This window comes from Stutzerimonas stutzeri, assembly GCF_024448895.1.
Taxonomy (GTDB): domain Bacteria; phylum Pseudomonadota; class Gammaproteobacteria; order Pseudomonadales; family Pseudomonadaceae; genus Stutzerimonas; species Stutzerimonas stutzeri_Q.
The window spans coordinates 13003-27169 of the sequence record NZ_JAMOIC010000019.1; the positions used below are offsets into that span (position 1 = coordinate 13003).

10 protein-coding genes are annotated in these 14167 nt (G+C 59.8%); 4 read left to right on the forward strand and 6 right to left on the reverse strand.

Features of this window, described 5'->3' with window-relative positions:
- Positions 1-4: 4 nt before the first annotated feature.
- Together NA619_RS19235 and NA619_RS19240 are read right to left on the reverse strand one after the other, a co-directional pair.
- Positions 5-1969, reverse strand: a complete 1965-nt coding sequence (locus tag NA619_RS19235) for a methyl-accepting chemotaxis protein (protein ID WP_255963419.1) — start codon at positions 1967-1969, stop codon at positions 5-7.
- A 46-nt stretch (positions 1970-2015) separates the two neighbouring features.
- Complete coding sequence (locus tag NA619_RS19240; RefSeq protein WP_255963420.1) at positions 2016-3629, reverse strand: response regulator; 1614 nt, start codon at positions 3627-3629, stop codon at positions 2016-2018.
- Between the two features lie 217 nt (positions 3630-3846).
- Here NA619_RS19240 and NA619_RS19245 point away from each other — a divergent pair, with 217 nt between their 5' ends.
- Positions 3847-4902 carry a DUF2333 family protein gene (locus NA619_RS19245; RefSeq protein WP_255963421.1) on the forward strand — a complete coding sequence of 352 codons (1056 nt, stop codon included), beginning with the start codon at positions 3847-3849 and terminating at the stop codon, positions 4900-4902.
- Positions 4903-4946: 44 nt separating this feature from the next.
- Here the strand turns inward: NA619_RS19245 and NA619_RS19250 are convergent, their stop codons facing one another.
- The 4 genes from NA619_RS19250 to NA619_RS19265 all read right to left on the reverse strand — a co-directional run bounded on the left by NA619_RS19250 (position 4947) and on the right by NA619_RS19265 (position 9280).
- Positions 4947-6287 (reverse strand): sigma-54-dependent transcriptional regulator, encoded by a 1341-nt coding sequence (locus NA619_RS19250; protein WP_255963422.1) that lies wholly within the window; start codon positions 6285-6287, stop codon positions 4947-4949.
- Positions 6288-6393: 106 nt separating this feature from the next.
- On the reverse strand, positions 6394-7986 hold the full coding sequence (locus NA619_RS19255; RefSeq protein ID WP_255963423.1) for a sensor histidine kinase: 1593 nt from the start codon (positions 7984-7986) through the stop codon (positions 6394-6396).
- Positions 7976-8212: a PP0621 family protein gene (locus tag NA619_RS19260; RefSeq protein WP_255963424.1), complete on the reverse strand. Its 237-nt coding sequence runs from the start codon at positions 8210-8212 to the stop codon at positions 7976-7978. The genes NA619_RS19255 and NA619_RS19260 overlap by 11 nt, the downstream gene beginning before the upstream one ends.
- 60 nt (positions 8213-8272) lie before the next feature.
- Positions 8273-9280, reverse strand: coding sequence for an outer membrane protein assembly factor BamD (locus tag NA619_RS19265; RefSeq protein ID WP_255963425.1), 1008 nt, complete (start codon positions 9278-9280; stop codon positions 8273-8275).
- A gap of 291 nt (positions 9281-9571) precedes the next feature.
- On the opposite strand from NA619_RS19265, the gene rluD reads away from it, so the two are divergent.
- From rluD to clpB, 3 genes are all read left to right on the forward strand, one after another.
- Positions 9572-10546 carry a 23S rRNA pseudouridine(1911/1915/1917) synthase RluD gene (rluD, locus tag NA619_RS19270; RefSeq protein WP_255963426.1) on the forward strand — a complete coding sequence of 325 codons (975 nt, stop codon included), beginning with the start codon at positions 9572-9574 and terminating at the stop codon, positions 10544-10546.
- Positions 10543-11277 carry a peptidoglycan editing factor PgeF gene (pgeF, locus tag NA619_RS19275; protein WP_255963427.1) on the forward strand — a complete coding sequence of 245 codons (735 nt, stop codon included), beginning with the start codon at positions 10543-10545 and terminating at the stop codon, positions 11275-11277. Before rluD ends, pgeF begins: the two co-directional genes overlap by 4 nt.
- 181 nt (positions 11278-11458) lie before the next feature.
- Positions 11459-14029 (forward strand): ATP-dependent chaperone ClpB, encoded by a 2571-nt coding sequence (clpB, locus tag NA619_RS19280; protein WP_255963428.1) that lies wholly within the window; start codon positions 11459-11461, stop codon positions 14027-14029.
- Positions 14030-14167 lie beyond the last annotated feature (138 nt).

Consider the following 14167-nt stretch of genomic DNA (forward strand, 5'->3'; position numbering starts at 1 on the left):
GCGCTTAGCCTTTGAATGCCAGCGTTGCCTGATTCAGCTCCCCAGCCAGGCGGAGCATTTGGGCGCTCTGTTCCCGACCGCGGCTGATGTGCGCCAGGTTGCTGTCGCCCAAGGTATGTATCCGCTCGCTGTGTCCGCGAATTTCACTCACGGCCTCGCTTTGCTGGGCGGTCGCCAGTGCTATCTGCGCAGCCATCTGCTCGATTGAGCCGATGGTGGCGACAATTTCGTTCAGCGCCGTATCGGCCGTTTCAGCCAGCTGGGCGGTTGCTTCAGCATGGTCGACCTGGGTACGCATGGCTTGCACGGATTGATGAGCGGCTGTTTGCAGGTTTCCGATCAGCAGCTGGATCTCTTCAGTGGCGCCACTGGTGCGCTGAGCCAGCGTGCGAACCTCATCGGCCACCACGGCAAAGCCACGGCCCTGAGCACCGGCCCTGGCCGCTTCTATCGCCGCGTTCAATGCGAGCAGGTTTGTCTGCTCGGCGATGGACCGTATCACGGTCAACACCTTGCCGATGGTGGCGGTTTCATCGGCCAGGCGTTCGATAGCCATGGCGTTGTTTTGCACTTCACCTACCAGCCCGTGCAATCCGGTCAGGCTTTTGCTGATGACATCTTGCCCTCTGTGGACGGCCTGGTTGGCCGCTCGCCCAGCCTCTGCAGTTTGGCCGGCACCGGTGGCAACGTCTTGAATGGTTGCTTCGAGTTCGCCAAGTGCATCGCGAATCTGCGCGGTGTCGCTGCTCTGGTGGCTGGCGCTGCGGTGCAGGTCGGTACTCATTTCCGCAAGATTCTGGCTGCTGTCCGTCACTTCATCTGCATGCTGTCGCAGTGTGCCGACCAGCGTCAGCAAATAGGTACGCAGCTGATTGAGTGAGCTGCAGATCTCGACCACCTCCGACGTGCGTGCGCCAAGTTCTACGGGCTTATGAAAATCGCCGCGTGCCCAGGCGCTAAGCGCCGGTGCAAGCAGGCCCAGAGAACGGGTCAACTGCCGCTGCAAACGGTCGATGGCGAAAGCGACCAGCAGGATCAGCAGGATGATGGTGCCTTGAATCAGCCGTACTTCTGCCTGTATGCGGCCATGCTCGGCGCGAATTTCAGGTTCAAGTTCATCCAGCGCAGCCTGCATGTTCGCCACCTTCTGCTGGGTGCTGTCCCTGAGTGCGATCCGCTGCTGGATCAGCGAGCGCGTCCGCTCCAGCTCGCCTGGAAATCGTTTTAACAAACCGGAAAGTTCGCGTTTGAGGGCGCCACCGCGATCCTCTGCGGTCTGAGTATCCGTCTTAACCTCAAGGTCCAATAGCGCAGCAAATGCGCTCGCTCCGGACGCTTGTTCGGTCATGACACCGAGCAGCGGCAAGGCTTCCAGCGTAGCCGCAGCTTTACTCAGCCCTTGAAGCGCCTGCTCGACATCGGCGACCAACGCGTCCTGCCCGCTGCTGGTCAGCTTGGCGCGTGCGTGGCTCAGGCGGATCAGCTGGCGGCTCGCTTCGAACAACGGATCCTGGTAGCGGACGGCGGCAGATTGCTCACTTTCTGCGGCGTAACGATGCAGCTGCTCCAGCGCAGCTGAGATCTCCCGCTCAGATTGGACCAGCAAACCCTGAGGGTCACCGGCGAGCTTGCCTGCGGCCAGCAGTTCCGTGGCAGTGAACTGGTGGAGCTGTTCCAGGCTTGGCTGAAGACGTTTGGCGAAGGTCGGGGGCAGCGCGCCGACGTCTGCAGCAAGCCCTTCGAGTTCGGTCTCGGCGGCTTTATGCAGGAGAGCGTCGCCGCTGCTCAGATAGCTCTGGATGTTGTTCGCGACCTGCTGTTGAAAGCGTTGTGACAGGCTCAGGTAGCGTCCCATAAGATCGTGCGGCCGCGTCAGTGCCTGCTCGGACCACCAGAGCGTTGCGCCCAGGGCCAGGCAGATCGAAACCAGCAGCAGTGTATTCAGGGTGGTGAGCGACTTCAGGCGCATCCTGGCCTCCGGGGTTCTGGAGGCTAGAAGGTATGGCAGTTTGATGTCACTTGTGTGACGGGTCGAACCCCTCGACGCGGTTACGCCCGCCGTTTTTCGCCATGTAGAGGGCTTCGTCCGCCTGCTGAGTCAGAAGCTTCGTATCAGTACCAGGCAAGAGTTCGGCAATGCCGCAGCTGAAAGTACAGGCAAGGTCAACCGGCTGGGCCGGGTAGTGGATTTCGGCGAAGCGTTTGCGGATCTCGTCGATCACCTTTACGGCGTTATGAATATCCGTGTCGGGCAATACCACGGCGAATTCCTCGCCCCCATAGCGACCGATATGGTCGGTCTTGCGCAGACGCTGCTTGAGAAAAAGGGCGAGACTCTTGATCACCCGATCGCCCATGGGATGGCCGTAGGTGTCGTTGACCTTCTTGAAGTGGTCGATATCGATCATTGCGAAACACAGTGGCTGGCCGTCGCGGCGAGCCCTTGAGCTGGCGTCTTCGAGCAGCTGCAGGCTGTGAGTGTGGTTGTACAGGCCCGTCAGGCTGTCGCGAACGATCCTGGCCTTGAGGCTGCGGGCGCGCTCGGCACGAGTGCGGACAGTGGCGATAAGGTGGCTCGGCTTGATCGGTTTGGTCAGGAAGTCGTCGCCGCCCTCGTTCATCGCATCGAGTTGTTTGTCGAGATCGTCTTCGGCGGAGAGATAAATGATCGGCACACTGACGTAGCGTTCGTGCTGTCGTATGACTTTCGCCAGTTCGGTGCCCATGCAGTCGGGCATGTACATGTCGAGGATGATCAGATCAGGTTGAAACTCCGCGAGGTAGGTTATCGCCTGAATCGGCTCATTCAGCGTCTGAGTAATGATTCCCGCGTTGTTCAGAACGCGTTCGGTGTGTGTCGCCTGAGCTCGCGAGTCATCAATTATCAGGACCCGGAAAGGCTCGTAATGGGCGGTGCGGGTGAATATCTCGATCTTTTCCAGCAGGCTCGAAGCGTCGATAGCGCCGGTAAAAAACTCCAGGCCACCTGCGCGCACCGCGGCCAGTCGCATCGGCGTATCGGTTTCCTGATGACTGAAGAAGATCAGTGGCAGTTTTTCCTCTAAGCCCTGCTGAATGCTTTCGGCAAGCTTCAGCCCTGCGCCGGGCCCATTGAAATCGACGTCCATGACCAGCGCCGCAGGATGGCGCTCATGCATCGCTGCTCGAAACTCACTATCGCTGGCGAAAGCGCGCGCGGTCATGCTGAAAAACTCGAGCTGACGCACCACGTGGCTGGCCCGCTCATGGTCTTCGAGCGCGATATATACAGGTTTGCTGAGTGGCGGAACATAGCCCGATTGTCCGCGCGGATCGCCGTGACGCAGACCGGTGCGTGCGAGCCGGTAGATCAGCTGGCTGAGGGTGGCGATGGTATCGCTCGACAGACGTCCGCGGTTGTCCTTGATGTCACCCAGGCAATCATCGATGCCGAGTGCAAGTTGACGGTGCTCGGTCTGCTCGAAGCGCTCGGCGAAACGCCGCAGGCGCTGATTGGCATCCGCCAGAGCGGTACGGTAGCTGTCGTTCCATTCGCTGCGTTGAAGCTGCTGCCATACCTCGAGCACTTCCCGTGCCTGGTGAATGACCCGCTGCGCGAAGTGCTGTTTGAGTTCTTCCTGGTCCGACATGTTTGTTTCTCTGGCCCGCTGCGACAGTGCTTTAAGCAGGCACCGTGGTGGCGCAATGCTAGCACTGAAGCGGGCATTGCGTTGCCGCCTCAATGGCGGTCTGGTTCTCATTATGAGGCTTGCCGATGAACAGCTGCGTTATAGTGGTTCACATGCCGCGACGCTCTGAGTAACCAGCGGTCGAATCTTTGAATTCAAAAGAGAAGGACAGATACCCATGTTGGATTGGAAGAACCGCTTCGGCCGCCTTGGGTCGTCGGGAAGCACCGCCAGAGCGGACGGAGTGACTCGCAATCCCCTGGTGCTGGCGCTTGCAGTGATGCTTGGGCTGTATTTGCTGGTCGCACTTCTGGTGGGTTGGTACTGGAGTTCCGAGCCCAAGCGTTTCCCGGTGCAGCAGCATGTGAGAGAGGCCGCTGACGCATCGCAGCGGCAGATAGTCAACGGCTATACGACCGTCCAGGCGCTTCGGAAGGTTGCCAGCACACTGTTGGACAAGCCCGGCGGCTACCTGACCAACGATATTGCTCCGCCTGGCTTGTGGCTGGACAACATGCCCAGCTGGGAATATGGCGTGCTGGTTCAGGTGCGGGACTTGAGTCGTGCATTGCGCAAGGATTTCGCTCGGTCTCAATCGCAATCAACCGAAGATACGGATCTGTCCAAGGCCGAGCCGCTGTTCAATTTCGACAACCGCAGCTGGGCATTGCCTGCCAGTGAGTCGGAGTACCGCAACGGCATCCGCCATCTTGATCGATATCTGGCGCGCCTGAGCGATCCAGAGCCCAAGGCTCAGTTCTATTCGCGTGCAGACAATCTGAACAATTGGCTGGGCGACGTGGGTACTCGACTTGGCTCGTTGTCGCAGCGGCTGTCGGCCAGCGTTGGCCGTGTTCGTCTTGATGCTCAAGTGACGCCTGAGCTTGAGCGTGAAGGGGTGAAGCAAGTGGTCGAGGAGGCGCGAGTCGAGACCCCATGGTTTCAGATCGATAATGTTTTTTATGAAGCTCGTGGGCAGGCCTGGGCCTTGTCGCATCTGTTACGCGCCATCGAGGTGGACTTCGCTGACGTACTGGCGAAGAAGAACGCGGCGATCAGCGTCCGCCAGATCATCCGCGAATTGGAAGCGGCACAGGAGCCACTCTGGAGCCCGATGGTATTGAACGGTAGCGGCTACGGGATACTCGCCAACCACTCGCTGGTGATGGCGAACTACATTTCCCGCGCTAACGCGGCGGTTATCGATCTTCGAAATCTGCTATCCCAAGGATAAGCGCAGCAAGCGGTCGCGACTTCGTGTCACGACCGTCCCCAGGCCTAATCCAGGCCGAGCTTCTTCAGTCGATAGCGCATGGAACGGAATGAAAGGCCAAGACGTTGTGCTGCGGCGGTTCTGTTCCAGCGGGTTTCTTCCAGCGCCTGCATGATCAGCTTGCGCTCTACCTCCTCGAGGTGGTCTTCAAGATTATCGATCTGTGCAAGGCTCGCTTCGCCGTTCTCGGGCATGCCCGACGCTTCGGAGAGGCGCAGATCGCCGGGTTTGATCTCCTCGCCTTCACATAGCGTATAAGCGCGCTCGAGCATGTTCTCCAGCTCGCGCACGTTACCCGGGAAGCGATAACCCTGTAGCTTGGCCAAGGCATCGGGATGCAGCCGTGCTGGCGTGTCACCGCAATCCTGCGCAAGGCGGCGGAGCATGGCCTCTGCAAGTCTAGGAATGTCTTCTCGGCGTTCACGCAGTGGCGGAACGCGCAATTCGATCACATTCAACCGGTAGTAAAGGTCCTGGCGGAAGCGGCCAGCGGTCACTTCGGTGGCGAGATCCTTGTGGGTGGCGCAGAGAATCCGCACATCAACGATGACTTCCTTTGAACCCCCAACCGAGCGGACGGCTTTTTCCTGAATGGCTCGCAGCAGTTTGACCTGCATGGGCAGTGGCAGGTCGGCTACTTCGTCCAGAAACAGGGTGCCGCCGTTGGCAGCCTGGAACAGCCCCGGCTTGTCTTCCATGGCTCCGGTGAAGCTGCCTTTCTTGTGGCCGAAGAATTCGCTTTCCATCAGTTCCGATGGGATTGCACCGCAGTTGACGGGTACGAATGGCTGCTCATGACGAGGGCCTTGCTCGTGGATCAGGCGCGCGACCAGCTCCTTGCCGCTGCCGGATTCGCCGCTGATATAGACCGGGGCCTGACTACGTGCCAGTTTGCCGATCTGCTTGCGCAGCACGTTCATGGGGGGCGATGCGCCGAGCAGACGGCTGTCGACTGTCAATTCGTTGGGGTTCGGACTGCGCAGCCGCAAGGCGGTATTGACCAGCTCTCGGAGTCGCCCGAGATCCACAGGTTTGGTCAGAAAATCGAAAGCGCCGGCCTTGAGTGCGCCGATTGCGGTGTCCAGGCTGCCATATGCGGTGATCATTGCCACCGGCATTTGCGGATAGTGCTGCTGAATGAACTGCACCAGCTCCAGGCCGCAACCGTCTGGCAGACGCATGTCTGTCAAGCACAGATCGTAGCGTTCGCGCGCCAGGCACTCGCGCGCTTCCTTGAGATTGCGGGCACTGCGGGTGTCCAGCTTCATGCGTCCGAGGGTGATCTCCAGGAGCTCCCGGATATCGGGTTCGTCATCGATGATCAGCGCTTTCTGGCGGGCAGTCATGGTCTCGATCTTTGCATGTATGGTGCGGTCGGCAATGTTAACGCTACAACGCCTGGCTTGTACCCTTACCGTAGCTGATGTGTGACCCGATGCCTTTCGGGAAGGGTCACGTCAGCTTGCGAGGGTGTGCGAAAACGATGCGAAAGCAGCTGCCGCCCTCGTTCCGCTCACGGTAATCCAGGCGGGCCTGATTGCTTTCGCACAGCTCTCGAGAGATATAAAGGCCCAGGCCGGTGCCTTTGTTTTCCGTGGTGAAGAAGGGCTCGAAAATGTTCTGGACCTGGTCGATCGGCACGCCGGCGCCGTCGTCGAGGACCTCCAGCACGGGCAGGTCGCTCGACTCGTCACGGAAGACCTTCAGCCATACCTGTGCCTGACCATGCTTCTGACCGCTGTAGCGCAGGCCGTTTTGCACCAGGTTAGTCAGTACCTGAATCAGCTGATTGGGGTCCATTCGGGTCTGCAGCGAGCTGCCATGGGTCTCGACGTGGAGGCTGTGCTGAGCGGGCAGTGTCTGGCGGAACTCGCTGGCAAAACGATGAACCCAGTACTTCAGGTCGAGCAGCTGAGGCTCGGCCTGGCGTCGGCGAGACAGCTGCAAAACGTTTTCGATGACCAGGTTCATGCGCCGTGAATGGTCCTGGATGATCTGCGTCAGTCGAAGGTCCGCCGCATCCAGCACTTCTGATTCCTGCAACAGCTGAGCGGCATGGCTGATCGCCCCGAGCGGGTTGCGGATTTCGTGCGCGATGCTGGCAGTCAGGCGGCCGAGGGAGGCAAGTTTAAGCTGCTGCGCCTTCTGAGCGATCTGCGAGATGTCTTCGAGGAAAACCAGAGTGTCCTGCTTAACGCCATGCTGAAGCGTCGCGAAGCTCGGCTGCAGTGTGGCACCGTCGGGCGTGGCCTTGAAGTTGCGGGGGCGCAGTGTGGGGTTGTCCCGCCATTGCTGCAGGCCCTTGATGATTTCCGGGCAGCGCGGGGCGAGTCGTTCGCCGGTCAGGGATTGCTGGCCGAGCAGCTCCAGAGCGCCTTGATTGGCGAGCAATACGCGGCCCTGCGGATCAAGGACGAGGATGCCGGTGCGCATGCGTTGCAGGATCTGAGCGTTCAACGCCTCGAGATTGGCGACCTCTTCGGCGCGTTGCCGTGCAAGGGTTTCGCTGACCTGCAAACGTCTCGTCAGACCCTGTACCAGCAAAGCTGCGGCGAAGCACAGCGTTCCGAGTGCGGCGGCCTGAACGTACTGGCCGCTCGCCGCGCTGTCGTTGAGGCTGAGGTAGAAGGTCAGATAGATGAGGCCGGTCGCTGCCACCGCCGCAATGAAAAAGCCGACCCGTCCGTGCAGCAAGATGTTTGCGATGGCGACAGCAACGATCAGCAAGTTGCCGATGCCGCTGGGCGTACCTCCGGCAAAGTAGAAAAGCGCTGCCAGCAGGGTTACGTCGAGCAGGGCAAGAACCAGTACCGGCAGCTCCCGCTTCGGGTTCTGCAGTAATACCGCCGTGAGGATGTTGAGGATCAGATAAAGCCAGGCACCGTAATGAAACGCCACCGGGTTGATCATGCGCATCAGATCACTATGCAAGTCGCTGCTGATGAGCAGCACCAGTACAAGGCCGATGGCAACGCGATAAAGATGGTAGAGGCGAAGGATTCGCCGGCCTTGATAGCCGAGAAACGTCAGGCGTTCAGTTCCCACCCGACTTGTTGTCCTGTTCAAGATGCGCCTGGCTGCAATACCACTGATCGTGGCTCTGCAGGGCTTGCTCGCGCGGCAGATGCACACCGCATTCAGCACAGCGCACCATTGGCAGCGCGGTCTGCTGCGGTTGGTTAGTCGTTTTTGGTTTGCTTGTCAGGCGGCGCCAGAGCCAGAAAGCGGCTGCAATCAGAATTATCCAGAACAACAGACGAAACAGACCCATGTGTGCGATTCCTGGCTGAGCCATGCCGGCCTGCCGATTCGGCAGACCGCTATTGGGTGTCTAGTCGAACAGGCCGAAGGTCAGGTAGCTCCACCAGGAGCGGCCTTCATTCTGCTGTTCGTCTGCTGCTTCCGCTTCAGCTTCCCTGAGGACTGGACGCAGCTCGTCCGGCAGATCCTGGGCCGCGTTCTCATACTGACGCACTACATCGCGGTTGGACTGAGAGCTGTCTGGCGCTTTGTTCTCGGTTTCGATCAGGCCAAGCGTGGCGCGGGACAGCCAGCTGCGGTTATCGGCTTCCTTCTGGCGCGGCGTGAATTCGCCGTCTTCCAGGCTGGGATGCTCCGGATAGTTGAGCTTCAGTGTTTCCAGGCTGGTGGTGGCCAGATCGTCCAGGCCTAGGCGCTGATAGGATTCAGTCATCACGGCAAGGCCGTCGCCAACGGCAGGGGTGCCCTGGAAGTTTTCCACTACGTAACGCCCGCGATTGGCTGCAGCAACATAGGCCTGGCGACGTAGGTAATAGTCGGCAACGTGAATTTCGTTGGCTGCCAGCAGGTTACGCAAGTACACCATCCGCGCCTTGGCGTCTGGCGAGTAGCGGCTGCTCGGGAAGCGAGTGGTCAACTGAGCGAACTCGTTGAACGAGTCGCGTGCGGCGCCGGGGTCGCGCTTGGTCATGTCGAGTGGCAGGAAGCGTGCAAGCAGGCCGCGATCCTGATCGAAAGATGCAAGCCCTTTCAGGTAGTACGCGTAGTCGACGCTAGAATGCTGCGGATGCAGACGAATGAAGCGCTCGGCCGAAGAGCGCGCCGCTTCCGGCTCGGTGTTGCGGTAGTAGGCGTAGATCAGTTCCAGCTGCGCCTGCTCGGCGAAGCGGCCAAAGGGATAGCGTGATTCCAGTGCTTTCAGTTTGCTGATCGCGCTGGTAAAGCTTTTGTTGTCCAGGTCGGCCTGTGCCTGCCGGTACAGTTCCGCTTCGCCAAGGTTCTCGCTGACGGTTTCGTTCGATGAGCAGGCAGCAGTAAGGGCGAAAATGGCGATCAGCAGCAGGTGTTTCACGTGCATGGCGGCTTGCGTCCCTGTGACGGCTGGCTGTCTCGCGCTAAGCCGTCCTGTTATGATGAGCGCCCCGGTTGGCCGGGACAAAGACGCGGTATTTAAACACAAGCGTGTTGCCGAAACCAAAGGCTGCACCCGCGTCGCGGTCGAGAGGTCGTTCATGCCCATGTCTGGCCGTCGATTCGTCCCCAGGTTGGCCTCGTTGATTGGCTCTGTCCGCATCTAGCAGCCCCATCGTCTGTCGCATCCGTTGCTATTGCGCGGTTGCCTCTCTCAACTAGTGAAGCACTCATAAATATGTCCACGATCTCAACTCAGGCCATCCATCTTCGCGCAGAGGTGCCGTACGACCTCGGCGGACAGCGCCTCGATCAGGTCGCGGCCCAGCTGTTCTCCGAGCATTCCCGCTCCCGTCTCTCCGCCTGGATAAAGGATGGCCTGCTTAAAGTCGATGGCGCCGTGTTGCGGCCCCGGGACACTGTGCATGCCGGCGCGATTCTGGAGCTTTCCGCCGAGCAGCAGGCGCAGGGAGAGTGGGTGGCGCAGGACATCCCGCTGGATATCGTCTTCGAAGATGAGCACATCCTGGTGCTGAACAAGCCGTCCGGCCTGGTGGTGCATCCAGCTGCCGGACATGCGGACGGCACTTTGCTCAATGCGCTTTTGCATCATGTGCCGGACATCATCAATGTGCCGCGTGCCGGCATTGTTCATAGGCTGGACAAGGACACCACTGGCCTCATGGTGGTTGCCAAGACCTTGCAGGCTCAGACCCGATTGGTAGAGCAGATGCAGGCACGCAGCGTCAGTCGGATCTACGAAGCCATTGTGATAGGTGTGATCATCACCGGCGGCACCATCGATGCGCCCATTGGCCGGCACGGCCAGCAGCGTCAGCGCATGGCCGTAGCAGAGGGCGGCAAGCCAGCCGTCAGTCATTATCGGGTGCTCGAGCGCTTCCGCTCTCATACCCATGTCCGGGTCAAACTTGAGACGGGGCGCACCCACCAGATCCGCGTGCATATGACTCACATCGGTTATCCGCTGGTGGGCGATCCGCTTTACAGCGGGCGTTTTCGAATTCCGCCGGCGGCAAATCCGACCATGGTGCAAACACTCCGCGATTTCCCGCGCCAGGCCTTGCACGCCAGATTCCTCGAGTTGGATCACCCTGTTACCGGTGAGCGCATGAAGTGGGAATCGCCTTTGCCGGATGATTTCATCTGGTTGCTGACATTGCTGCAGCAGGATCGTGAGGCGTTTGTCGGGTGAGCCGTTGGCCTGGCGACTGGATCCTGCCTGACTGGCCGGCTCATTCGCGCGTTCGGGCCTGTGTCACCACCCGCAGTGGTGGCGTCAGCGATGTACCTTTCGACAGTTTCAACCTGGGCGTCCACGTGGGCGACGCCCCGGATGCGGTTGCTGCTAATAGGCAGAGGTTGCAGCAGACGATCGGCTGCGAGCCGTCCTGGTTGAGCCAGATACACTCCAGTATCGCGGTTGAGGCCGATCCTCGAGCTTGTCCTACTGCGGATGCGAGCTGGACAGCGGAGGCCGGAGTGGCCTGTGCTGTATTGACCGCAGACTGCTTGCCAGTGCTCTTCTCTGATCTTGCCGGAACGCGCGTAGCAGCCGCACATGCAGGATGGCGCGGACTTGCTGGGGGTATGCTAGAGGCGACGGTTGCAGCCCTCGAAACCCCCAGCGACCAGTTGATGGCCTGGCTTGGCCCGGCCATCGGCCCCGCTGCGTTCGAAGTCGGTGGCGAAGTGCGCGATGCGTTCGTCACGCAACATATGGAAGCATCCGGGGCTTTTGTTGCAAGCCGCAACACAGGCCGATTCATGGCTGACATCTATCAGCTGGCGCGCATCCGTCTGTCTGCTTGCGGGATTGCAGCGGTATACGGTGGCGGTTTCTGCACCGTTTCTGACCCGCGCTTCTATTCCTACCGCCGCGCTGCTCAAACCGGGCGCTTCGCAAGTCTCGTCTGGCTCGTCTAACGCGCAGTCTCCATTGGCATTCAGGGCTCGCCTGCCCGCGCTATTGCCATGCGCAGTGATCTGCGTCAATGCCCTACGGCTTGAATCTCCAACAATCAACCTCATCTAAGGTTCATCTCGCAGGCTTTCGTTTCAGGCGCTTTCGTGCGCGCCGGCCTGCCTAACCTAGAAAGGTGATTACATGCGTATCGATCGTTTGACCAGCAAGTTGCAGCTTGCGCTTTCAGATGCCCAATCCGTCGCCGTTGGTTTCGATCATGCCTCTATCGAGCCACTGCATTTGATGCAGGCGCTGCTCGAACAGCAAGGCGGTTCGATCAAACCGCTGCTGATGCAGGTGGGTTTCGACATCAAGGGCCTGCGCCAAGCGCTCACTAAAGAGTTGGATCAGTTGCCGAAGCTGCAGAACCCGACCGGTGACATGAATATGTCCCAGGACCTGGCCCGCCTGCTGAACCAGGCCGACCGGCTGGCGCAGCAGAAAGGTGATCAGTACATCTCCAGCGAACTCGTGCTGCTCGCTGCGCTGGATAGCAATACCCGCCTGGGCAAGCTGCTGCTGGCACAGGGCGTAAGCAAGAAGGCTTTGGAAAACGCTATCAGCAACCTGCGCGGAGGCGAGGCGGTCAACGATCCCAATGCCGAGGAGTCGCGCCAGGCGCTGGACAAGTTCACCGTTGACATGACCAAGCGCGCTGAGGAAGGCAAGCTCGATCCGGTGATCGGTCGCGATGACGAGATCCGGCGGACCATCCAGGTGCTGCAACGGCGCACCAAGAATAACCCCGTCCTGATCGGCGAGCCCGGTGTCGGTAAGACGGCGATTGTCGAGGGGCTGGCTCAGCGTATCGTCAACGGCGAGGTGCCGGATGGCCTCAAGGACAAACGCCTTCTTGCTCTGGACATGGGCTCGCTGATCGCTGGCGCGAAGTTTCGCGGCGAGTTCGAGGAGCGACTCAAGGCGGTGCTCAACGAGCTGAGCAAGCAGGAAGGCCGGGTCATTCTATTCATCGACGAATTACACACCATGGTCGGCGCCGGCAAGGCTGAAGGCGCAATGGATGCGGGCAACATGCTCAAGCCGGCCCTGGCTCGCGGCGAATTGCATTGCGTAGGCGCGACCACGCTAGACGAATACCGCCAGTACATAGAAAAGGACGCGGCACTTGAGCGACGTTTCCAGCGCGTTCAGGTCGACGAGCCGAGTGAGGAAGACACCATTGCCATCCTGCGCGGCCTGAAGGAGCGTTACGAGGTACATCACGGCGTTTCCATTACCGATGGAGCCATCATCGCGGCAGCCAAGCTCTCGCATCGTTACATCACTGATCGCCAGCTGCCGGACAAGGCGATCGACCTTATCGACGAAGCGGCTAGCCGAATCCGCATGGAAATCGATTCCAAGCCTGAAGAGCTGGACCGTCTGGATCGCCGGCTGATCCAGTTGAAGATCGAGCGTGAAGCGCTGAAGAACGAGGACGACGAGGCAACCAAAAAACGTCTCAGCAAGCTCGACGAGGAAATCGTCAAGCTGGAGCGCGAATATGCAGATCTTGAAGAGATCTGGAAATCCGAAAAGGCCGAGGTGCAAGGCTCTGCTCAGATGCAGCAGAAGATCGAGCAGGCCAAGGCGGACCTAGAGGCAGCACGCCGCAAGGGCGATCTGGCACGAATGGCCGAGCTGCAGTACGGCATCATTCCGGACCTGGAGCGCAGCCTGCAAATGGTCGACCAGCACGGAAAGACCGAGAACCAGCTGCTGCGCAACAAGGTGACTGACGAGGAGATTGCCGAGGTCGTCTCGAAGTGGACCGGGATCCCGGTTTCCAAGATGCTCGAAGGCGAGCGCGACAAGCTGCTGAAGATGGAAGACCTGCTACACCAGCGCGTGATTGGGCAGCATGAGGCGGTCGTCTCGGTGGCCAATGCGGTCCGCCGCTCCCGTGCCGGATTGGCCGACCCGAATCGCCCTAGTGGTTCCTTCCTGTTCCTTGGCCCGACTGGGGTGGGCAAGACCGAGTTGTGCAAGGCGCTGGCCGAGTTCCTGTTCGATACCGAAGAGGCGATGGTCCGGATCGACATGTCAGAATTCATGGAAAAGCATTCGGTGGCACGTCTCATTGGTGCACCACCAGGCTACGTAGGCTACGAGGAGGGCGGTTATCTGACCGAGGCGGTGCGCCGTAAGCCTTATTCGGTGGTGCTGCTCGACGAGGTAGAGAAGGCCCATCCTGACGTCTTCAATATTTTGCTGCAGGTTCTGGAGGATGGGCGCCTGACCGACAGCCACGGACGCACGGTGGATTTCCGCAACACGGTGATTGTGATGACCTCGAATTTGGGCTCCAGCCAGATTCAAGAGTTGGTGGGGGATCCTGATGCGCAGCGGGCTGCTGTAATGGATGCAGTGAGCAATCACTTCCGGCCGGAGTTCATCAACCGTATCGACGAGGTGGTGGTCTTCGACCCGCTGGCGCGGGATCAGATTGCAGGCATTGCAAAAATCCAGCTGGGTCGCCTGCAGCAGCGTCTGGCAGAGCGCGAGCTGAGCCTTGAACTCAGCGATGAGGCCATGGACAAGCTGGTCGCCGTTGGTTATGACCCCGTGTATGGCGCGCGCCCCCTTAAGCGCGCCATCCAGCGATGGATCGAGAACCCGCTTGCCCAGAACATACTCTCTGGTGCGTTTGAACCTGGGTCGGCGATCGTCGGTAAAGTGGAGGGTGACCAGATCCATTTTTCCAAGTCATAAGCAGCAAAAAAGGCCGCTCGAGCTGAGCGGCCGTGCCAGTGATCAAGGGCGGTTGACGGCTCCGTTTGTTACGAGCGGGAGGTTATCCGCAAAGCATTGTAGTAAATCGCATTTTTTCTGTTGACAGCCGCGTCGAGA